Raw genomic sequence first — 18,837 nt, 5'->3', positions numbered from 1 at the left:
GCTTTCCTCATTCGCGGGATGCATGTCGGGCGGGAAACAGGCATAAAATGCCCGCATTGGCCGTCCGTAACTAAACCGCAGCGGCGCACCCCGTCCGCACGGCTCATAGGCATCGACGGCAGGTTTCCTGGCTTGCGGGTCATCATCGCGCGCCGCCTTCCCCGGCTTTTGCCGAGTGGCATTCTGGCGCGGACTCGTCGCTTACAGTTGCGAGGGCAGCTGCGGCTTGGCACCGCATTCCCGTATCCGTCGCCCTAGGCCATATCGCTTGCGATGCCGTGCTGTCAACCGGCAGCGATGCCCGGGCTGTGCCACAGGATCAGGCCACAGCCAAAATAGAAGGCGATTTCAGTCAGTTGCTGTACTGCGCCCAAAGCGTCGCCGGTATAGCCGCCGATCCGCTTGCGGCAATACAGCCCCAGCAGCACAGCCAGGGGCAGGCCCAGCAGCAGGCCGGGCAGCGCCAGGTCGTGCAGCAGCAGCAGCGCCGGCAGGATGCCGCATGCTGCGCCAATGATCAGGCTGGCCGGCGCCATTGCCTGCACCATCGGCTTGGCCTTTGCCGCATCTTCATCGCGCACATAATCCAGGCGCCAGATCAGCAGCATGGGCAGCCAGCGGCTGTAGCCATGTGCTGCCACCAGGATTGCCGGCAGCCAGGCCAGCGGCAGCGCCATCAGCAAAGCTGCTTTCAGCCCCAGCACCAGAAACAGCCCCAGCGCGCCGAAGCTGCCCAGGCGCGAGTCCTTCATGATGCGCAGCACATCTTCGCGCTGCCAGCCGCCGCCAAAACCGTCGCAGCTATCGGCCAGGCCATCCTCGTGAAAGCCGCCGGTGAGCAGAATACCCGCCATCATGCTGAGCAGTACCGCGATGGGCAGTGGCGCCACCAGCGCTGCCAGCCACAGTACCAAGGCCGCCACGCCCCCCACCAGCACACCGACGGCCGGGAAATAACGCGCCGCCTGATTAAGCTGTGCCGGACCATGGCCGATCCAGGCCGGCACCGGCAGCCGGGTGAAATACTGCACGGCAGTGAGCAGCAGGCGGATTTCCTGGCCGATCATGGCGTTGTCTGCTGGCTGACACCGGCATCGTCAAAACTTGCCATCTCAGCCAGGAAGGCTGCCGCCGCCTGCACCAGCGGCAGGGCCAGTGCCGCGCCGGTGCCTTCACCCAGGCGCAGGCCCAGATCAAGCAGCGGTTCGGCTTGCAGATGCTGGAGCAGCAGCCGATGGCCGCGTTCCTCGGAGCAATGCGCATAGAGGCAGGCATCAACAACAGCGGGTGCCATGCCGCGTGCCACCAGCAGGGCGGCGGTAACGATAAAGCCATCCACCAGGATGACGATGCGGCGTTCGGCGGCTTCCAGCATGGCGCCGCAGATCATGGCTATCTCGAAGCCGCCGAATTGCCGCAGCGTCTCAAAGGCGTTCAGGTTTTCCGGGCAGCGCAATGAGGCCTGTTCCAGCAAGGCGGTCTTGCGCGCCAGGCCGGCATCATCCAGCCCGGTGCCGCGCCCCACCAGATCGGCCAGCGGCAGGCCCAGCAGGCGATGCGCCAGCAGCGAGGCAGCGGCGGTATTGCCGATGCCCATCTCACCCAGGCCCAGCAAGGTGCAGCCCTGCGCCGCCAAGTCTGCCACGATGGCGCGGCCGGCAGCCAGGGCCGCCGTGCATTGCGCCGGTGTCATCGCCGGTTCATGCAGATAATTCGCCGTGCCGGGCGCGATCTTGCGATCCAGCAGCCCCGGCATGATGCCGAAATCATGCTTCACGCCGGCATCCACCACCAGCAGGTTCCAGCCGGCCTGGCGGGCAAACACATTCACGGCGGCGCCACCTTGCAGGTAGTTCAGCACCATCTGCCAGGTCACATCCTGCGGATAGGCTGAAATGCCGGCGCTGGCGGCGCCATGATCGCCGGCAAACACCACCAGGCTGGGAAGCTGGATGCTTGGCTGCTCGCTCTGCTGGATCAGGCCCAGGCGCAGCGCCAGATGCTCCAGCCGCCCCAGCGAGCCTGGCGGCTTGGTCTTGCCGTCGATACGGCTTTGCAATTTCTGGCGCAGTTGGTCTGACATGGCGGCAAATCCTGAAGAATGGCGCCGACCATACCGGCCCGGCCCTTTATTGCAAGCGGCGGCCTTTGCTATAGGCTGCGCCGCGATGACAGATGATGCGGCTGTTTCCTATCCCGCCCATGGCGGCAATCTGAGTTGGGCTGAAGCGCGGTTTCCGGCCGCGCCCAGGCCGTGGCTTGATCTCAGCACAGGCATCAACCCCTGGCCCTATCCGCTCTTGCCGCAGGATATGGCCGATCTGCACCGCCTGCCGGATGCAGCGCTGGAAGCCGCTTTGTGCCACGCCATTGCCAAGCGACTCGGTCTGGATCAGCCGCACCGCATCGTGCTGGCGCCGGGCAGTGAGAGCCTGATCCGTTTGTTGCCGCGCCTGCTGCCGCCGGACCGCGTGGCAATCCTGGCGCCGAGCTATGGCGGCCATGCCGAGGCCTGGGCCTTGGCCGGGCATCAGGTGATGCCGAGCCAAAATCCGCTCTCCGAGCCGGCGGCAGTGCGGGTGATCGTATCGCCCAATAATCCCGATGGCCGGGTGTTCGACATGGCAGCGCCACCGGATGGCCTGCTGGTGCTGGACCGCGCCTTCGCGCCGTTTGCGCCAGCCGCCGATAACGCGAATATCGTGTCGCTGTATTCCTTCGGAAAATTCTTTGGTCTGCCGGGATTGCGCTTCGGCTTTGCCGTGGCCTCAGCGGCTTGGGCGGCGCGATTGCGCGATGCGCTGGGGGCCTGGCCGGTTAATGCGCTGGCGCTGCATGTGGCCTGCCGGGCCTATGGCGACGATGCCTGGATCGCGGCAACCGGCCAGCATCTTGCTACGGCACGGCAACGCTTGGATGAGCTGTTGGCCCGGTTCGGCTGGCATGCCGCCGGCGGCACCGATCTGTTTCGCCTGATTGCAGATCGCCGCGCACCACGCCTGTTCCGCCATCTGGCGCGGCATGGCATTCTCACGCGTATCTTCGCCTATGACAGCAGCTGGCTGCGCCTTGGCTTGCCTGGCGCTGATGCTGAATGGCAGCGCCTGCAAGCGGCATTGGAGGCTTATGATGACTGAAGCCGACGAAGTGGAAATCAATCGCCAGCATGCCGAGAAGAAAGCCCGCATCAAGGCCGCACGCGACCGTATGATGGCAGAGAAGACCGTGGAGAAGGGCCTGCTGATCGTGCATAGCGGCAATGGCAAGGGCAAATCCTCGGCGGCTTTTGGCATGGCGCTGCGTTGCCTGGGCTGGGGCCTGCGGGTTGGTGTGGTGCAGTTCATCAAGGGGGATCGGCCCACCGGCGAGAAGCTGTTTTTCAATCGCTTTCCAGAATTGTGCCGTTTTGTCAGCATGGGCGAAGGCTTTACCTGGGAAACCCAGGATCGTGTCCGCGACATCGCCGCCGCGCAGGCCGCCTGGGCCGAAGCGGTGGCGATGCTGCAAGACCCGGGCTTTGATTTTGTGCTGCTGGATGAACTGAATATCGCGCTGCGCTATGATTATCTTGCACTGGACGAGGTGCTGGCGGCATTGCAGGCCAAATTGCCGGCACAGCATGTGGTGATAACCGGCCGCAATGCCAAGCCGGAATTGCTTGAGCTGGCCGATCTGGCCACCGAGATGACATTGCTCAAACATCCCTTCCGCCAGGGTGTGAAGCCACAGCGCGGCATAGAATTCTGATGCCGCTCAGCGACCATCTGCTACTGGGCCTGCTGGCTTTGCTGCTGGAAGCCGCCTGCGGTTATCCGGATTTGCTGTTCCGTATCATCCGTCATCCGGTGGTGTGGATCGGCGCCCTGATCAGCCTGTTGGAACGGAGCCTGAACCACACTGCCTGGTCTTTTTTCTGGCGCCGCGCCGGCGGTGTACTGGCTTTGCTGGTGCTGCTTGTTGTCTGCGGCGGCATCGGCTTTGCGATCAGCCAGATTTTGCGGGCTTTGCCCTACGGCATTCTGCTGGAAGCCGCCCTGGCCTGCTCACTACTGGCGCAGCAGAGTCTGGGGCGCCATGTGGCCGCCGTGGCCCTGGGGCTGGAAACCGGCGGTCTGGCAGCCGGGCGCGAAGCAGTCAGCCAGATTGTTGGCCGTGATCCGCAAAGCCTGGATCAAGCCGGTGTGGCGCGTGCGGCGATAGAAAGTCTGGCCGAGAATTTTTCCGATGGTGTGGTGGCACCGTTTTTCTGGCTGTTGCTGGGCGGCCTGCCGGGCATCCTGCTCTACAAGGCAATCAACACCGCCGATAGCATGATCGGTCACAAGAGTCCGCGCTATCTGGCCTTCGGCTGGGCGGCAGCGCGGATCGACGATCTGGTCAATCTGCCGGCCTCGCGGCTCAGCGCCTTGCTGCTCAGTCTTGTGGCGCCGGGCCGGCTGGTTGCTGCCTGGCGGGTGATCTGGCGCGATGCGCCACGGCATCGTTCGCCCAATGCCGGCTGGCCGGAAGCGGCGATGGCACAGGCATTGGGCCTGCGCCTGGCCGGGCCGCGCCGCTATGCCGGCGAAATCGTGGCTGATGCCTGGATGGGCGATGGCCGGCCTGAGGCCGGCGCCGCAGATATCCGCGCCGCCCTGCGGCTCTATCGGCAATGCCTGCTGCTGTTATGGTCGGGCCTGGCCGTGGCCTGGGGCCTTTCACTCGCCCTTTAGCTTCAGCGGCAGGCCGGCAGCGATGAAATAGGCTTTGTCTGCGGCGGCGGCGATGCGCTGATTCAGGCGCCCGGCTTCATCGCCGAAAGCCCGCGCCAATGCATTCATCGGCATGATACCCAGGCCAACTTCGTTGCTGACCAGCACGGCACCGCCGGCGCTGCCCGGCTGCGGCAGTGCGGCGCAAAGCCGGCCGGTTTCCGCCGCCACATCGCGGCCGGCTTCCATCAGATTGCTAAGCCACAATGTCAGGCATTCCACCAGCACATACCGGCCCAGGCCACATTCGCGCTGGATGATCGGGGCGATTTCGAGTGGCTCCTCGATGGTGATCCAGGCGCTGCCGCGATCAGCGCGATGGCGCGCAATGCGTTCGGCCATTTCGGCATCGCGCGCCTCGGCGGTGGCCAGATAGAGTCGGGCATCGCCCGGCTTGTCGGCCAGCAGGCTTTCGGCAAAACGGCTCTTGCCCGAACGGGCGCCGCCAAGGATGAGGGTTGTTCCGGGCATTTCAATTCCGATACAAGCTAGGGTCCGCACCCTAGGCCCGAACCCTATAACATCCGCAACCGAAACGGCACCATGGCTCAGCCGCCCGTCGCCTTGATGATCCAGGGCACCCATTCCGATGCCGGCAAGTCGCTGATCGTGGCCGGCCTGTGCCGGCTGTTTGCGCGCCGTGGGCTGCGGGTGCGGCCATTCAAGCCACAGAATATGTCCAACAACGCCGCCGCCACGCCGGATGGCGGCGAGATTGGCCGCGCCCAGGCTTTGCAGGCACGGGCCTGTTTTGCCGCGCCTTCGGTCCATATGAATCCGGTGCTGCTCAAGCCGCAAAGCGATACCGGGGCGCAGGTGGTGGTGCAGGGCCGCGTGCTGGGCCAGAGCCAGGCGCGGCAGTATTTTGCCGAGCGCCAGAGCCTGATGCCGGCGGTGCTGCATAGTTTTCAGCTACTTGCCGCCGAGGCCGATCTGCTGCTGGTGGAAGGTGCCGGCAGCCCGGCGGAAGTGAATCTGCGCGCCAATGACATTGCCAATATGGGCTTTGCCCATGCCGCCGGCCTGCCGGTGGTGCTGCTGGGTGATATCGAGCGCGGCGGTGTGATCGCCAGCCTGGTTGGCACCAAGGCGGTGCTGGCGCCAGCCGATGTGGCGCTGATTCGGGGTTTTATCGTCAACAAGTTTCGCGGCGATCCGGCTTTGTTTGAGGCCGGCATGGCGCGGATCGAACAGGATACCGGCTGGCCCGGGCTGGGGCTGATTCCCTGGCTGCCGCGCGCCGGCCTGCTGCCGGCGGAAGATGCGATGCAGATCGAACAGCGCCAGGTGCGCCAGGGTGCCGGCTTCCGCATCATTGTGCCGCGTTTTCCGCGTATCGCCAATTTCGACGATCTTGACCCGCTGGCCAGTGAAGCCGATGTGGCGGTGGAATTCATCGCTGCCGGCCGGCCCTTGCCGCAGGATGCCGACTTGATCCTGCTGCCTGGTTCCAAAACCACCATTGCCGATCTGGTTTTTATGCGCCAGCAGGGCTGGGATATCGATCTGCTGGCGCATCACCGCCAGGGCAAACCGGTATTCGGCATTTGCGGCGGCTATCAGATGCTGGGGCGCTGGATCGACGATCCGCTCGGCCTGGAAGGTCCGCCCGGCCGCATCGCCGGCCTTGGCCTGCTTGATCTGGAAACCAGCCTGGATGCGCATAAGATCGTTGGGCCGATGCAGGGTGAAACCCTGATCGATGCTGTGCCGGTGCAGGGCTATGAAATCCATGCCGGGCGCAGCCTTGGCACGGCCCTGGCGCGGCCCTTGCTGCGTTTTGCCGATGGCCGGCTGGATGGGGCGGTTTCGGCCGATGGCCTGGTGGCGGGTTGTTATCTGCACGGCCTGTTCGCCAGCGATGCCTTCCGGCGGCATTTTCTGGCGCAATGGCGGCCCGAACGGCGCAGCCAGGTGTCCTATGAGCTTCAGGTTGAGGCCATCCTGGATGAATTGGCGGCCCATCTGGAGCAGCATCTGGATGCCGATAGGCTGCTGGCGCTGGCCGCCCCGGTGCGCGGCCACAGCGCTTGAGGCGCCGAAACCGATAAATTCAGGTGCAAACTGCCGACAATTATATTATAAAAGGCGGTAATCCTTTGTTTTAGAATTGAAATCCTGTCGGAGCCGATGAATAGCATCCTGACCAGCCAGGTACGGCCGCAATCCTTGGTCGACTCCGTAGCCGAGCGGCTTGAAGCCGCGATCATGGCCGGCGAATTACAGCCCGGCAGCCGCATCAGCGAACAGGCCCTGGCGGCGGCTTTGGGGGTCAGCCGTGGTCCGCTGCGCGAGGCGATCCGCCGGCTTGAAGGCCGCAAGCTGTTGCAACGTACGCCGAATATCGGCGTGCATGTGGCTAATGTTTCGATCCAGGATCTGAAGAACCTGCTGCAAGTGCGCGAGGCGCTGGAGGGCATGGCCTGCCGGCTGGCTGCCCAGGCGATGACCGACAAGGAAATTGTCGAATTGCGCCGGCTGCTGGCCGAGCATGGCCGGCAGGATGGCGTGGTGGAAGGCACCAGCTATTACCAGAATCCGAAGGACCAGGATTTTCACTTCTGCATCGTCAAAGGCAGCCGCAATAACTGGCTGATCGACATGCTGTGCGACGGGCTTTACGACCTATTGCGGGTCTACCGCTTCAAGTCGAGCACCCGGGCCGGCCGTGCGGTGCAGGCTTTCAAGGAACATCAGGCCATCGTGGAGGCCATTGCCAGCCGCGACCCTGATCGTGCCGAAGCCGCCATGCGTCAGCATCTGCGTAATGCCCGCGCCTATGTGGAAGAGCATGAGCAGCGCGAGATTGAGCAGCATGCTGCGGCCCAGGCCATGCTGGCGCCGGCAGCCGCCCCGCCAAGCACCGGGCTTGGCGCCCATGCCAAGCGCAAGCCGCGCATCCGCGCCGAAGCTTAGCCGGCCGCTTTAGCCATATTGCATTCACCAGCCCTGCATAGGCCGCCAGCATAGCGTTGCTGAGATTTCTGCGTTGACGCTGTGGTGAAAAGGCATTACTTTCAAAAATATATGTAGACAGTTTTCAGATGACATAAAATTTGTCATCTATTCTGTTCCAGGCCGCCGCCCAGTGCCGGCCCAAAACGGAGGATGGGAAAGCCATGCTGACGGAGGCGCCGATTGGTGCGGCCATGGCGGCCTATGAGGCCGGGCTGAAGGCCGGCCAGTTTCAGATTCAGCATTGCGCCGATTGCGGCAAGCATGTGTTTTATCCGCGTGTGGTCTGCCCGCATTGTGCCAGTACGGCGTTGCGCTGGGTGCAGCCCAGCGGGCGCGGCGTGGTCTATTCCACCACCGTGGTGCGCCGCCCGGCCGATAAGGGTGGGCCTTATAATGTCGCCTTGATCGAACTGGATGAAGGTGTGCGGCTGATGTCGCGCGTCGATGGTCTGGCGCCCGAGCAGGTGGCCATCGGTTTGCGTGTGCAGGTGAGGATTGCCGATGTGAACGGCCAGTTGGCGCCGGTATTCCTGCCGGAGGCAGCTTGATGCGTGGCAGCGTGGCCTTTGCCGGTGCCGCCACCGGCTTCATCCAGGGCGCCCGGGGCTATAGCGCGCTGGAGATGATGGCGCTGGTGGCGCGGCAAGCTGCCGCCGATGCCGGTTTGTCACTGCGCCAGGTTGATGGCCTGTTTGTCGGCATGCAGCAGGAATTCCTCTCCACCCTGGCTTTCGCCGAATATCTCGGCATCCAGCCAAGGTTTTCCGAGAATACCCGGGTTGGCGGTTCGTCTTTCCTGTGCCATACGCAACAGGCCGCGCTGGCGCTGAATGCCGGGCTCTGCGATGTGGCGCTGATCTGCTACGCCAGTAACCAGCGCAGCGCCCTTGGCCGGCTGCAAACCTCGGTGGCGGGTAACTGGTCTGACCTTGAGGCGCCCTATGCGGCGCGGTTTCCGGTCAGCTCCTATGCCCTGGCAGCCGCGCGCCATATGCATGAATTCGGCACCACGCGCGAACAGCTCGCCGCCGTGGCGGTGGCGGCACGCGACTGGGCGCGGCTCAACCCGGAGGCTTTCGCCCGCAATCCGCTGAGCCGCGATGCCGTGCTGGCGGCGCCGCTGGTCTCCGATCCGCTCGGCAAGCTGGATTGTTGCCTGGTCACCGATGGCGCGGCGGCCGTGATCATGACCCGCGCCGATCTGGCTCGCGATACGGCGAAGCCGCCGGTCTACCTGCTCGGTGCTGCGGCCGAAATCGGCCATAAGGCAATTTCCGCCATGCCTGATCTCTGCCACACGGCGGCTTTGGCTTCCGGCCGTCGTGCCCATGCTGAAGCCGGCACCAGCGCGGCGGATATCGATGTGGTGCAGCTCTACGATGCCTTCACCATCAACACCGTGATGCTGCTGGAAGACCTCGGCTTCTGCCCCAAGGGCGAGGGCGGCCGCTTCGTTGCCGATGGCCATATAGGGCCGGGCGGTGATCTGCCGGTCAACACCAATGGCGGCGGCCTGTCCTGCTGCCATCCCGGCATGTATGGCCTGTTCACTTTGGTGGAAGCGATCCGGCAATTGCGTGGCGAAGCCGGCGACCGCCAGGTGCAGGGTGCCGAACTGGCTTTGTGCCAGGGCAGCGGCGGTGTGTTTTCCAGCCAGGTCACCAACATTCTGGGCAGCAAAGCCACGCTGTAACGATTTTTCATAAACAAAAACCAAAAACCGGAGGAAACACAGAATGAAATTCGTCAACACCTTGCGCGCTGCGTTGCTTGGCCTTGCCGTAGCGGGCCTGTCCACAGCAGCAATGGCGCAGTCTTATCCCAGCCGGCCGGTCAAGCTGGTCGTGGGTTTCAGCCCGGGTGGCACCATTGATGTGGTGGCGCGTATTATTGGCGAGCATCTGGCCACCAAGCTGGGCCAGCCCTTTGTGGTGGAAAACCGCACTGGCGCCAACGGCATGATCGCCGCCGAAAGCGTCGCCCGCGCCGAACCCGATGGCTATTCGGTATTTGTCAGCAACAGCAGCACCATCACGCTGAACCCGACGCTGTTCAAGGATTTGAAATACAAGCCGCAGAGCGATTTTGCGCCGATCACCACGGTGATCTCGGTGCCGCTGATCCTGGCGGTGAATCCCGAACATCCGCAGGGCGCCAGTATCAAAAGCCTGAAGGATCTGGTTGCGCTGGCCAAGTCGAAGCCCGGTGAAGTGCCGTATGGCTCGGCCGGCAATGGCAACATCACGCACCTGGCTTTTGAATTGCTGAGCCAGAAGGCCGGCATCCAGATGATCCATGTGCCGTATCGTGGCGCTGCTGCGGCGCAGACCGCCGCCTTCACCAAGGAAGTGACGGTGATTTTCGATACGCTTTCGGCGGTGCCGCATGTCAAGGCCGGCAAGTTGCGTGCCCTGGCGGTTTCCTCGGCCCAGCGCCTGCCGGCATTGCCGGATGTGCCCACCGTGGCCGAACTCGGCTTCCCCGGCTTTGACATCAGCTTCTGGGTCGGCATCTTCCTGCCCAAAGCCACGCCGGTAGAGATCGTCGATCTGCTCAGCCGCGAAATCATTGCCGCCACCAACGTGCTGGCGGTGCGCGCCAAGCTGGAACCGCAGGGTTCGATCCTGACCCAGTCGCCGGCGCAATTCGCCGCCAAGATCAAGGAAGAAACCGAAGCCCTGGCGGAAGTGGTGGCCAAAGGCAATATCAAGGCGGATTAAGATAGAGGCAAATCGCGGCGGCGGCTGCTCTGGCCGCCGCCGCGTGATGCATCAGGCAGCCAGGCGGAAACCGCCGGCCATTACATCCCATTCCACCAGCCAGTTTGCCGGCTGGCCGTTCAGGCAACGCAGCAGCGATATGCGCCAGCATGGCCGCAGGCCGTCGCCGGCCTCGATCTGCCAGCGGGTCAGTGCCGCAGAGGGCGCCTTGTGGTCGCGCCGGATCAGGAAGCCGGTGCTGCCGCCCTGCTCGGCGGCCAGATGCAGCCGGCGGGTTTCGGCCAGATCGGCCTGATCGATCTCGGCCACCACGGCGCCATAACCAAGATCGCGCAAGGCATCCTCAAAGGCATAAAGCCGGTCCTCGGCGCGGCGGGTATGCGCCAGGGTCAGCCGGTCATGCGCCAGGCCAAGCCGCGCCAGGGCCGGGGCATAAAGCTGCTGCTGTGCCGGCGCGATCCACAGCACTTCACGGGCCTTGCGGTCCTGCCCCAGCAAGGCGGCGAGGAAGCTGGTGATGGCGCCGATCTCGCCGGTCAGTTCATGCAGGCCATGCCGCGGCAGGCCGCGCCAGGGCAGATGCTGGTCGATCACCGCCAGGCGGGTGAACAGCCGGCGCTCGCCGGCCGCGCGCAGATGTGTGCGGGTGAAACTGGCCAGCTTGCCGCGCAGCAGGTCGATGGCAGAGCCATTGCCTGGGCCGGAAGCCGGCTGGTGGAAAGCGGCAGAAAGCGGCGCGGCAGGGGCGGAAACAACAGACTGGATCATGATGGGTCTCCGTTGTGACCCTTAATGTTCTATCATTGATCTTTAATTCGCGCAATATACCTTTTTTGTTCCATAAGAACAAAGCATTTTATTCAATATAAACAATAACTTGCATATGTTGATGGCGCGTTGGGAATAATCTTTGTTCCTGTTTGCCGCGCATCTACCAGCGTTCCATCCAGGGCCGCAGGTCCATCTCGAAGGTCCAGGCATCACGCGGCTGGCTGTGCAGAAACCAGTAGTTTTCGGCGATATGGTCCGGGTTGAGGATACCGTCCTGCGCTTTCAGCGCGTAGCGTTCCGGGAAATTGCTGCGGATAAAATCGGTGTCGATGGCGCCGTCCACCACCACATGCGCCACATGGATGCCTTGCGGCCCCAATTCCCGCGCCATGCTCTGGGCCAGGGCGCGCAGGCCATGCTTGGCGCCGGCGAAGGCTGCAAAGTTGGCACTGCCGCGCAAGGAGGCGGTGGCACCGGTGAAGATCATGCTGCCGCGCCCGCGCTGCACCATGCGATTGGCAACTTCCCGCGCATTCAGGAAGCCGGCAAAACAGGCCATTTCCCAGATCTTGAAATATTTGCGCGCGGTTTCGTCCAGGATGCTGCTCGGTGCATTGGCGCCGATATTGAAGACAAAAACCTCAATCGGGCCATGCTCGCGCTCGATCCGATCAATCAGCGCAATGGCTTGTTCTTCGTTGCGCGCATCAACGCCGAAGCCAAATGCCTGGCCACCCTCGGCGGTTATCTGATCAATCAGCGGCTGCAACTTTTCGGCATTGCGCCGGGTCAGGCAGGCAGTATAGCCGCCGCGCGCAAAACGCCGGGCGATGGCGCCGCCGGTGGCATCACCGGCGCCGATCACCAACGCCACCTTGGCTTGCCCAGGCGGCGTGGCCTGGCCCTTATCTGATTGCTCCGACATTCCCTGCCTCCCATCGGATGGTGCTGCTTTTCATGGGCAAGGTGGTGCGTGGCAAAGATGAAGTAAAGCCACAGCTGCAAAGCCTGGTCCGACAGGCTCAGAATTGAAAGCCGCCGGCCGCGGCCAATTCCAGCAATTCACTGGTGATCGCCGCCTGGCGCAACTGCCGCTCAGTGCCAGTCAGGTCTTCCGTCATTTGTTCAATATTGCGTTTGGCAGCAGCCATCGAAGCGAGCCTGGCTTCGTTCTCGGCTGCCAATGCCTGCATGCCGGTCTCACAGATTTCGGCAAAAACATATTCGGCAGCAATCTGCTCGATCAGTTTTTCCGCGGGCAGATAGTGATGCGTCGGCAAGTGCCGGTGCAGGCGCGGGAAACGGCTAAAGTCAAAAGGCAGAATTTGCCGCTGGCTCAACGTGATGGTGTTGGCTGACTGCGCCTGAGCAAAAATGATGCGCGCATGGGTCACCTGATGTGTCTCGACGCGCCGATACAGCCAATCTGCTATGCCGATGGCGATCCCGGGCATTGAATCCGCATGAACAGCCATTGGCAAAGCGGTGGTGATGCTGGTGCCGCGTTCGTGGCCCAGTTCCGCCATACGCCGCCCCAGAACCAGCAGGTCGCCGGCAGTATCCAGCGCCGCCACCGCAGACCATAACTGCTCATTCAGGTTGCCTACAAATCCCTGTTCGCTGCCAAACAGGATCGTGGCATGCCGGCCGGCCGGCGGCGGGGAGTAATCTGCGCTTTGCAGGTCGAGGGCTCGGCCGATGCCTTTGGCGATGGTGCGGGAGTAGTTGTGAATAGCCGGAAGTTTGCCACGGCATTGTTCGGCGCGCGCGGCGGCGATACCGCGCAGGGCAGTGATTAGGCTGCCCAATTGCAGCATGGCCGCGTGTTGCCGTTCCACCTCCGCCAGCAGCGCAGTCATGCAAGCGGCTCCGGCATATTTGCGGAATGCAGCGGATTGTTGAAATAGGCCGCCAGCGTTGCCTGCAATCCGGCCCGGGTGGGTGCATCCAAGGCCGTTCCATCGGCAATTTTCAAGTTGATGCCATTGGCATGGCGGTCAAGCCAGGCGCCAAGCTGTTGCCGACTGAGCTTAATTTGCTCAGGCGCCATGCCGTCGAAATGCCCTTCCCTGACCGCCACCAGCAAAGCCGCCTGGTCGCCCAATCGCATGGGCTGGTTGGCTGGCTGGGCCAGAATGGCGCGGATGGCACGGCCACGCTGCATCTGGCGCTGCAGCCGCGGATTACCGGCGCCGCCCAGCCGGCTGAAGATTTCCAGTTCCAGGAACTGGGCGTAATCCAGCCGCAGCATGCCGGCTTCCTGGCGCAGCAAAGCTGATTGCGCCTTCCCGCCAACACGGCTGACACTACGACCGATATCCACCGCCGGTTTTTGTCCTTCATGAAACAGCTTGGCATCCAGAACAATCTGGCCGTCAGTGATTGAAATCAGGTTGGTCGGGATATAGGCACTGAGATTGCCGGCATCGGTCTCGGCAATCGGCAGGGCAGTCAGCGAGCCACCGCCCAGGGCAGCGTTGAGTTTGGCGGCCCGTTCCAGCAATCGCGCATGCAGGTAGAAGATATCGCCTGGATAAGCTTCGCGGCCTGGCGGCTGGCGCGTCAGCAATGCCAGTTCGCGATGGGTGGCGGCATGTTTGGAAAGATCGTCGAGCACGATCAGCACGTGCTGGCCACGGTCGCGGAAATACTCGGCAATCGAGAAGCCGGCAAAAGGTGCGATCCATTGCATGCCGGGCGTGCTGCTGGCCGAGGCGACCACAGTGATGCATCTTTCGGCAGGCCCCAGCTGCGCAATGGTTTCGATGACGCGGCGGGCATTCGACATCTTCTGTCCGATAGAGACATAAATGCAGATCACGTCGCTATCGCGTTGATTGAGAATGGCATCGACCGCCAGTGTGGTTTTGCCGCTGCTGCGATCACCCACGATCAATTCGCGCTGGCCGCGGCCGATTGGAAACATTGTATCCACGGCCAGAATACCGGTTTGCAAAGGCTCTGATATCAGGTCGCGGTCAATGATCCCTGGTGCCGCCCGCTCAATCGGCTCGTGGCTTGCTGCCGGGATATCGCCCTTGCCGTCAAGCGGCCGGCCCAGCGGATCGACCACCCGGCCCAGCAGGGCGGCGCCAACCGCTGTGCGCACCACATCGCCCGTGCCGGTAACAATTTGCCCGGCTTCAATAGCTTCGGCGCTGTCGAGCAGAATACAGGCCAGAGTGTCTACACCCAGATGCCTGACAAAGCCAAAGCGGTTATCCGGCAATACAAGCAGTTCATTCAACCGGGCGCTTGGCAATCCTGATACCAGCGCAATGCCGTCGGCTATGGATTCGATGCGGCCCCGTTCGGCGTGATGCGGCTGCAAGGCAGTGCCGGCAATGCGTCTGGCCGCATGATCCCGCCAGAGGGACAGGTCGGTGTTCAGCCCGTTCATGGTATGCTGTGCTGTTCTGCCCGCAGGGCAATTTTCAGCGCAGCCAAGTCAGCGCCCCAGCTATTGGTCAGGCTGAAATGCGGTGAGTGCAATTCCAGACCGGCTAGAATTTCCGGCCGTATATTGCTCCGCAGATTGGGGATGAAGCCAAAAACCTGCGCCAGTCTGGCGCGGCATTGTTCCATATCGGCAGCCGGCAGCGGAGCGGCAGTGTGGATTTCCAGGCCCGGATTGCTGCGCGCGGCATCTGTCAGTCCCTGCCGGATTGCGGGCGGCGAGCTTTCAAGGCTGGTTGCCAGGCCATCGAGAAAGGCCGCGAAGCCGATATCGGCGGGCAGCCGGCCCAGCAGCTTCAGTGCAATCTGCGTGCCCAGCTGGCCTGCGGTATCAACAAGATCGGAAGCGGCGGCGGCGCGGTCAACTGCCAGGCTGGCCTGGGCCGCCTGGCGTTTCTCATCGATCAGTCTGTCTGCTTCCGCAAGCCGTGCCGCAGCATGCTGGGCGGCCAATGCCTGGGCATCCGCCAGAATGGTTTCCGCTTCCGAACGAATATTGGCCAGTCGCCCGGCGGCGGTATCGCGAGCCGTGCTGGCTTCCTGGCGGGTGGCCTCGGCTTCATCCAGGGTATGGCGAATGGCCGCCTGCCGCTGGTCGATCACGCGCAATACCGGGCGAAACAGAAAGCGGTGCAGGATCCAGATCAGCACCAGGACATTGACTGCCTGCAAGCCAAGGGTCCAGAAATCAAAATGCATGGTATTACTTGACGAAGGGGTTGGCGAACAGCAGCAGCAGGGCCACCACCAGGCAGTAGATCGCCATGGTTTCGATCATCGCCAGCCCAACGAAAAGATTGCGTGACAGCGTGTTGCCGGCCTCCGGCTGGCGTGCGATGGCATCCATTGCTGCGGCCACAGCCCGCCCCTCCGCCAAAGCAGGGCCGATGGCGCCGAAGGATACGGCCATGGCGGCAGCGATAATGCTGACGATTTCAATCCAGTTCATGCTGTTTCTCCTGGTGGTTCGGGGCGGATTTCTGATGTGATTCCGGCGTAGTGGCGCTGCCGATGAAGATCAGCGCCAGAATGGCGAAGATATAAGCCTGCACGGCGCCAGTGAGCAGATCGAGCGCCATCAGCGGTATTGGCACCAGCAGGCCGGCGATTGACATGATGATGCCGATCACAAAAACGCCGCTTACAATATTGCCGAACAGGCGCAGCATCAGAGACAGCGTGCGTGTCACCGCCTCGATCAGATTGATTGGCAGCATCAGCATGCTGGGATGGGCGAAGCTGCGCAGATAACCGGTGATGCCCTGGCTGTGGATGCCAAAATACACGGAAGCGGCGAAGACAATGCCGGCAAGCGCCGCGTCTGTTTCAAGCCGTGCGGTGGGCGGTTCCACCCCAGGGATCAGTGAAGACCAGTTGGCGGCCAGGATAAAGATGAACAGAGTGCCGATCAGCGGCAGGTAGGGGCGGGGATCGCGGCGCAGACTGTCCCGTATCTCTGCCGTAACCAAACCCACAATGCTTTCCAGAAACACCTGCATACGTTCAGGCCGCAATGTCAGGCGCCGGGTCAGCAATCTGCAACCGATCCCGAGCGCTAGCATCAGGCCCCAGGTGACCACAACAGCGGAAGCAACCGGCACGGGGCCGATGTGAAACAGGATATCTGGCGCAAAAGGCGAGGTTAGCATGGCCAAGGCTTTACGATTGGATCCGGGCAGAGCGCAAAATCAGCCAGCGCGCCGCCAAAAGCCCGATACAGGCGCCGGGCAGCAGGCCGGCATTCCAACGCAGACATAGCCACACAGCCAGGCCAAGCAGCAGGAAACGCCCAAGATGCAACAGCGCCGGCAGAAAAAGCGCGGCCTCACCATTCCCGGCCGCCATGCCGGTGCCGAGCAGGCGGTGCACCACAAGGCGCAGGGAGTGGAAATGCCAAAGGCCAAAGACCAGGCCGAGCGGCAGCCCAAGGAGCAGATTGAGCGGATCGAGTATCATTGCCGATGCATCCATATCCAGGCGGCACGCATGCCCAGGACGGCACCCAGCAGCAGCAGCGGGGCGGTCCAGAAAACACCGGTGCCGAAACGGTGATCGAGCCAACGGCCAAGCAGAATGCCGCCCAGTACCGGCAGCACTACAAGCCAGCCTAGAACACCGATCTGGCCGATGAAGCGGCCAATCCCGGGCTCTCCTTCCGCCGCATGACGCTGGCGGCGCGCCAATGTTTGCCGGATCCGATCCAGCAGGCCCCCTCCAGGTTTTTCCGGCATCGATTGAATCATGTCTCGGCCCTGGCCATGTCAGCCTGGTTGCCGGTCGAGCAGCTGGATTGCAGCACCTGCACCATGAAGCGGATGGCGCGCAATTGCAGATGTAGTGAATCGCTTCTGCTCTGCCGCTCCTGATCCAGTGCCTGCTGCATCTCGGCCAGCACCGTATGTTCCAGGCGGTCAAGGTCGTCTGAAACGATGGCCGCTCGTGCTGAAATGGCTATGCAGTTGCCGCCCTCCACAGTCAGCACGCCACCGCCAACCGCGCAGCCGGCCTGTTTGCCAGCGGCATCGCGCCAGCTTACCAGCGATACCGGCAGGACGGTGATGCAATCCACATGGCCCGGTTGGATGCCGAAGCCGCCGCTGGCATCTTCGGCGCGCAGAGACATCACCTGATCCTGCTCAACCACAATCTCCATCGGTGTGGATATACTCAGCTTCATGGCGCCGTCTCGGCTTGCAGCGCAATTTGTTTGCGGCGGGCTTCCTCGATATCGCCGATCATGTAAAGCGCCTGCTCGTCCCAATCATCGCACTCGCCGGCGAGAATCGCCTTGCAACCGGCCAACGTATCCTTCAATGCCACCGAACGGCCTGGTTTGCCGGTGAAAGCTTCGGTGACACTGAAAGGCTGGGTGAGGAAACGTTGCAGTCGCCGCGCCCGTTTCACCATCCGGCGATCATCGCTGCTCAATTCCTCAACACCGAGCAAGGCGATGATGTCGCGCAGATCCTGGTACTGCGCGATGGTTTGGCGTACAGCGGCGGCGATGTCGCAATGCGCGCTGCCAACGATCGACGGCTGCAACAATTGCGAACTGGATTGCAGCGGATCAACGGCAGGGTAGCGGCCTTCGGCAGCAATGGCGCGCGACAAGACGATGGCAGCGTCGAGATGGCTTGATATCGCCGCCACAGCCGGATCGGTGAAATCGTCGGCTGGAACATATACCGCCTCGATGGCGGTGATCCGTGCCCCGGCAACCGATGCGATGCGCTCCTGCAGGGCGGCGATCTCGGTGGCCAGCGTCGGCTGGTAGCCGACCCGGGATGGCATGCGGCCGAGCAGGCCGGAAACTTCGCCGCCGGCTTGCACAAAGCGGAAAATATTGTCCATCAGCAGCAGCACGTTGCGTTGCCTGACATCGCGGAAATATTCCGCGATGGTCATGGCCGTCATGCCGACACGCCAGCGCGCTCCGGGCGGTTCGTTCATCTGTCCGAATACCAGTGCGGTGCGGTCGATCACCCCGCTTTGACGCATTTCGATCAATAGCTCATGGCCTTCGCGTGAGCGTTCGCCGATCCCGGCAAATACGGAATAGCCCTGGTATTCCTGTACCATGGCGTGGATCAGTTCCATGACCAGCACAGTTTTGCCAACGCCAGCGCCGCCGAACATGGCGGCTTTGCCGCCCTGGGCCAGCGGGGCGAGCAAATCAATAACCTTGATGCCGGTTTCAAAGATGGCGCTGGCCGCCACCTGCTGGCTTAGCGGCGGCGCGTTGCGGTGGAGGGGCCAGCGGGGCGTGTTGTCGGGCAAGGCGGGCAAGCCGTCTATCGGCTCGCCGAGCACATTCAGCAGGCGGCCAAACACGGCTTCGCCCACGGGCACGCTGATAGGTCCGCCAGCCCGCACCGCCAGCCCGCGCCGTAATCCGTCGGTTGGCCTTAAAGCGATGGCGCGGATTGTCTGCGGATCGAGATGTGCCTGAACCTCCAGTTGCAGCGGCGGCGCATCCGGCTGCAATACCAGCAGGCCGTCATGGATTGCCGGCAGATGCGCCGCGCGGAAACCGACATCCACCACAGCGCCATGCACCGCCACCACAACACCATCGGGAATGATGCTGGTCTGCATGGCTGGGGGTATTGTATCGGCAACTGGGGAGGGCATCACTATCGTCAGGTAATTGGCATTTATGATGCTCAACATAGCGGCATAAC

At 62.8% G+C, this 18,837-nt stretch carries 22 protein-coding genes and 1 riboswitch; of the genes, 8 read left to right on the top strand and 14 right to left on the bottom strand.

Annotated elements, in window-relative coordinates; genetic code table 11:
• Window positions 1-99: 99 nt before the first annotated feature.
• Window positions 100-296: riboswitch (cobalamin riboswitch) on the bottom strand.
• Window positions 285-1,067, bottom strand: a complete 783-nt coding sequence (locus KBB36_RS03745) for an adenosylcobinamide-GDP ribazoletransferase (protein ID WP_290977063.1) — start codon at window positions 1,065-1,067, stop codon at window positions 285-287. It overlaps the preceding riboswitch by 12 nt.
• On the bottom strand, window positions 1,064-2,083 hold the full coding sequence (gene cobT / locus KBB36_RS03740) for a nicotinate-nucleotide--dimethylbenzimidazole phosphoribosyltransferase (RefSeq protein WP_290977061.1): 1,020 nt from the start codon (window positions 2,081-2,083) through the stop codon (window positions 1,064-1,066). Before cobT ends, KBB36_RS03745 begins: the two co-directional genes overlap by 4 nt.
• An 85-nt stretch (window positions 2,084-2,168) precedes the next feature.
• Between cobT and KBB36_RS03735 the strand changes: the two genes are divergently transcribed.
• From KBB36_RS03735 to cbiB, 3 genes are read left to right on the top strand one after another with little or no spacing between them, the layout of a single operon-like run.
• Window positions 2,169-3,137 (top strand): aminotransferase class I/II-fold pyridoxal phosphate-dependent enzyme, encoded by a 969-nt coding sequence (locus KBB36_RS03735; protein WP_290977059.1) that lies wholly within the window; start codon window positions 2,169-2,171, stop codon window positions 3,135-3,137.
• Window positions 3,130-3,747, top strand: coding sequence for a cob(I)yrinic acid a,c-diamide adenosyltransferase (gene cobO, locus KBB36_RS03730; RefSeq protein ID WP_290977057.1), 618 nt, complete (start codon window positions 3,130-3,132; stop codon window positions 3,745-3,747). Before KBB36_RS03735 ends, cobO begins: the two co-directional genes overlap by 8 nt.
• Window positions 3,747-4,712 carry an adenosylcobinamide-phosphate synthase CbiB gene (gene cbiB / locus KBB36_RS03725; protein WP_290977055.1) on the top strand — a complete coding sequence of 322 codons (966 nt, stop codon included), beginning with the start codon at window positions 3,747-3,749 and terminating at the stop codon, window positions 4,710-4,712. Before cobO ends, cbiB begins: the two co-directional genes overlap by 1 nt.
• Here cbiB and cobU read toward each other — a convergent pair.
• Entirely contained in the window at window positions 4,698-5,222 is a 525-nt protein-coding gene (gene cobU / locus KBB36_RS03720) for a bifunctional adenosylcobinamide kinase/adenosylcobinamide-phosphate guanylyltransferase (RefSeq protein ID WP_290977052.1), read from the bottom strand. The two genes, cbiB and cobU, sit on opposite strands and share 15 nt — an antisense overlap.
• A 72-nt stretch (window positions 5,223-5,294) precedes the next feature.
• Here cobU and KBB36_RS03715 point away from each other — a divergent pair, with 72 nt between their 5' ends.
• The 5 genes from KBB36_RS03715 to KBB36_RS03695 all read left to right on the top strand — a co-directional run bounded on the left by KBB36_RS03715 (window position 5,295) and on the right by KBB36_RS03695 (window position 10,429).
• On the top strand, window positions 5,295-6,785 hold the full coding sequence (locus KBB36_RS03715; RefSeq protein ID WP_290977050.1) for a cobyric acid synthase: 1,491 nt from the start codon (window positions 5,295-5,297) through the stop codon (window positions 6,783-6,785).
• Between the two features lie 96 nt (window positions 6,786-6,881).
• Entirely contained in the window at window positions 6,882-7,667 is a 786-nt protein-coding gene (locus tag KBB36_RS03710) for a GntR family transcriptional regulator (RefSeq protein ID WP_290977047.1), read from the top strand.
• Window positions 7,668-7,870: 203 nt separating this feature from the next.
• A complete protein-coding gene (locus KBB36_RS03705) occupies window positions 7,871-8,257 on the top strand; it encodes a Zn-ribbon domain-containing OB-fold protein (RefSeq protein WP_290977044.1) in 387 nt (128 codons plus the stop codon).
• The gene (locus tag KBB36_RS03700) at window positions 8,257-9,402 is read left to right on the top strand and encodes an acetyl-CoA acetyltransferase (RefSeq protein ID WP_290977041.1); all 1,146 of its coding nucleotides are present in this window, start codon (window positions 8,257-8,259) and stop codon (window positions 9,400-9,402) included. The genes KBB36_RS03705 and KBB36_RS03700 overlap by 1 nt, the downstream gene beginning before the upstream one ends.
• Before the next feature lie 43 nt (window positions 9,403-9,445).
• Entirely contained in the window at window positions 9,446-10,429 is a 984-nt protein-coding gene (locus KBB36_RS03695) for a tripartite tricarboxylate transporter substrate binding protein (protein ID WP_290977039.1), read from the top strand.
• 51 nt (window positions 10,430-10,480) lie between these two features.
• On the opposite strand, the gene KBB36_RS03690 is transcribed toward KBB36_RS03695, so the two are convergent.
• From KBB36_RS03690 to atpD, 11 genes are all read right to left on the bottom strand, one after another.
• Window positions 10,481-11,197, bottom strand: coding sequence for a hypothetical protein (locus KBB36_RS03690; protein WP_290977037.1), 717 nt, complete (start codon window positions 11,195-11,197; stop codon window positions 10,481-10,483).
• A 163-nt stretch (window positions 11,198-11,360) separates the two neighbouring features.
• The gene (locus KBB36_RS03685) at window positions 11,361-12,125 is read right to left on the bottom strand and encodes an SDR family oxidoreductase (protein ID WP_290977034.1); all 765 of its coding nucleotides are present in this window, start codon (window positions 12,123-12,125) and stop codon (window positions 11,361-11,363) included.
• A gap of 97 nt (window positions 12,126-12,222) precedes the next feature.
• On the bottom strand, window positions 12,223-13,059 hold the full coding sequence (locus KBB36_RS03680) for a FoF1 ATP synthase subunit gamma (RefSeq protein WP_290977031.1): 837 nt from the start codon (window positions 13,057-13,059) through the stop codon (window positions 12,223-12,225).
• Window positions 13,056-14,600 (bottom strand): F0F1 ATP synthase subunit alpha, encoded by a 1,545-nt coding sequence (locus KBB36_RS03675; RefSeq protein ID WP_290977029.1) that lies wholly within the window; start codon window positions 14,598-14,600, stop codon window positions 13,056-13,058. The genes KBB36_RS03680 and KBB36_RS03675 overlap by 4 nt, the downstream gene beginning before the upstream one ends.
• Complete coding sequence (locus tag KBB36_RS03670) at window positions 14,597-15,355, bottom strand: ATP synthase F0 subunit B (RefSeq protein ID WP_290977026.1); 759 nt, start codon at window positions 15,353-15,355, stop codon at window positions 14,597-14,599. The genes KBB36_RS03675 and KBB36_RS03670 overlap by 4 nt, the downstream gene beginning before the upstream one ends.
• A 4-nt stretch (window positions 15,356-15,359) precedes the next feature.
• A complete protein-coding gene (locus tag KBB36_RS03665; RefSeq protein WP_290977024.1) occupies window positions 15,360-15,605 on the bottom strand; it encodes a F0F1 ATP synthase subunit C in 246 nt (81 codons plus the stop codon).
• On the bottom strand, window positions 15,592-16,305 hold the full coding sequence (locus KBB36_RS03660; RefSeq protein WP_290977021.1) for a F0F1 ATP synthase subunit A: 714 nt from the start codon (window positions 16,303-16,305) through the stop codon (window positions 15,592-15,594). Before KBB36_RS03660 ends, KBB36_RS03665 begins: the two co-directional genes overlap by 14 nt.
• Before the next feature lie 10 nt (window positions 16,306-16,315).
• On the bottom strand, window positions 16,316-16,612 hold the full coding sequence (locus tag KBB36_RS03655) for a hypothetical protein (protein WP_290977018.1): 297 nt from the start codon (window positions 16,610-16,612) through the stop codon (window positions 16,316-16,318).
• The gene (locus tag KBB36_RS03650; protein ID WP_290977015.1) at window positions 16,609-16,887 is read right to left on the bottom strand and encodes an AtpZ/AtpI family protein; all 279 of its coding nucleotides are present in this window, start codon (window positions 16,885-16,887) and stop codon (window positions 16,609-16,611) included. Before KBB36_RS03650 ends, KBB36_RS03655 begins: the two co-directional genes overlap by 4 nt.
• A gap of 8 nt (window positions 16,888-16,895) precedes the next feature.
• Window positions 16,896-17,333 (bottom strand): F0F1 ATP synthase subunit epsilon, encoded by a 438-nt coding sequence (locus KBB36_RS03645; protein ID WP_290977012.1) that lies wholly within the window; start codon window positions 17,331-17,333, stop codon window positions 16,896-16,898.
• Window positions 17,330-18,787, bottom strand: a complete 1,458-nt coding sequence (gene atpD, locus KBB36_RS03640) for a F0F1 ATP synthase subunit beta (protein ID WP_366933166.1) — start codon at window positions 18,785-18,787, stop codon at window positions 17,330-17,332. The genes KBB36_RS03645 and atpD overlap by 4 nt, the downstream gene beginning before the upstream one ends.
• Window positions 18,788-18,837: the final 50 nt, after the last annotated feature.

The organism is Ferrovibrio sp. (genome assembly GCF_017994015.1).
In the GTDB taxonomy this organism is placed as follows: Bacteria; Pseudomonadota; Alphaproteobacteria; order Ferrovibrionales; family Ferrovibrionaceae; genus Ferrovibrio.
Note: the sequence above shows the minus strand (reverse complement) of the source record. Positions and strands in the feature narration are given on the sequence as shown.

Excerpts from the sequence above, each read along its gene's own strand:
- KBB36_RS03690 (WP_290977037.1), bottom strand. The coding sequence starts at position 11,197 with ATGATCCAGTCTGTTGTTTCCGCCCCTGCCGCGCCGCTTTCTGCCGCT.
- atpD (WP_366933166.1), bottom strand. The coding sequence starts at position 18,787 with ATGCCCTCCCCAGTTGCCGATACAATACCCCCAGCCATGCAGACCAGC.
- KBB36_RS03695 (WP_290977039.1), top strand. The coding sequence starts at position 9,446 with ATGAAATTCGTCAACACCTTGCGCGCTGCGTTGCTTGGCCTTGCCGTA.
- KBB36_RS03745 (WP_290977063.1), bottom strand. The coding sequence starts at position 1,067 with ATGATCGGCCAGGAAATCCGCCTGCTGCTCACTGCCGTGCAGTATTTC.
- KBB36_RS03680 (WP_290977031.1), bottom strand. The coding sequence starts at position 13,059 with ATGACTGCGCTGCTGGCGGAGGTGGAACGGCAACACGCGGCCATGCTG.
- KBB36_RS03705 (WP_290977044.1), top strand. The coding sequence starts at position 7,871 with ATGCTGACGGAGGCGCCGATTGGTGCGGCCATGGCGGCCTATGAGGCC.
- KBB36_RS03670 (WP_290977026.1), bottom strand. The coding sequence starts at position 15,355 with ATGCATTTTGATTTCTGGACCCTTGGCTTGCAGGCAGTCAATGTCCTG.
- KBB36_RS03660 (WP_290977021.1), bottom strand. The coding sequence starts at position 16,305 with ATGCTAACCTCGCCTTTTGCGCCAGATATCCTGTTTCACATCGGCCCC.
- KBB36_RS03700 (WP_290977041.1), top strand. The coding sequence starts at position 8,257 with ATGCGTGGCAGCGTGGCCTTTGCCGGTGCCGCCACCGGCTTCATCCAG.
- KBB36_RS03650 (WP_290977015.1), bottom strand. The coding sequence starts at position 16,887 with ATGCCGGAAAAACCTGGAGGGGGCCTGCTGGATCGGATCCGGCAAACA.
- cobT (WP_290977061.1), bottom strand. The coding sequence starts at position 2,083 with ATGTCAGACCAACTGCGCCAGAAATTGCAAAGCCGTATCGACGGCAAG.
- KBB36_RS03735 (WP_290977059.1), top strand. The coding sequence starts at position 2,169 with ATGACAGATGATGCGGCTGTTTCCTATCCCGCCCATGGCGGCAATCTG.
- KBB36_RS03685 (WP_290977034.1), bottom strand. The coding sequence starts at position 12,125 with ATGTCGGAGCAATCAGATAAGGGCCAGGCCACGCCGCCTGGGCAAGCC.
- KBB36_RS03665 (WP_290977024.1), bottom strand. The coding sequence starts at position 15,605 with ATGAACTGGATTGAAATCGTCAGCATTATCGCTGCCGCCATGGCCGTA.
- cobU (WP_290977052.1), bottom strand. The coding sequence starts at position 5,222 with ATGCCCGGAACAACCCTCATCCTTGGCGGCGCCCGTTCGGGCAAGAGC.
- cobO (WP_290977057.1), top strand. The coding sequence starts at position 3,130 with ATGACTGAAGCCGACGAAGTGGAAATCAATCGCCAGCATGCCGAGAAG.
- KBB36_RS03710 (WP_290977047.1), top strand. The coding sequence starts at position 6,882 with ATGAATAGCATCCTGACCAGCCAGGTACGGCCGCAATCCTTGGTCGAC.
- KBB36_RS03655 (WP_290977018.1), bottom strand. The coding sequence starts at position 16,612 with ATGATACTCGATCCGCTCAATCTGCTCCTTGGGCTGCCGCTCGGCCTG.
- cbiB (WP_290977055.1), top strand. The coding sequence starts at position 3,747 with ATGCCGCTCAGCGACCATCTGCTACTGGGCCTGCTGGCTTTGCTGCTG.
- KBB36_RS03715 (WP_290977050.1), top strand. The coding sequence starts at position 5,295 with ATGGCTCAGCCGCCCGTCGCCTTGATGATCCAGGGCACCCATTCCGAT.
- KBB36_RS03675 (WP_290977029.1), bottom strand. The coding sequence starts at position 14,600 with ATGAACGGGCTGAACACCGACCTGTCCCTCTGGCGGGATCATGCGGCC.
- KBB36_RS03645 (WP_290977012.1), bottom strand. The coding sequence starts at position 17,333 with ATGAAGCTGAGTATATCCACACCGATGGAGATTGTGGTTGAGCAGGAT.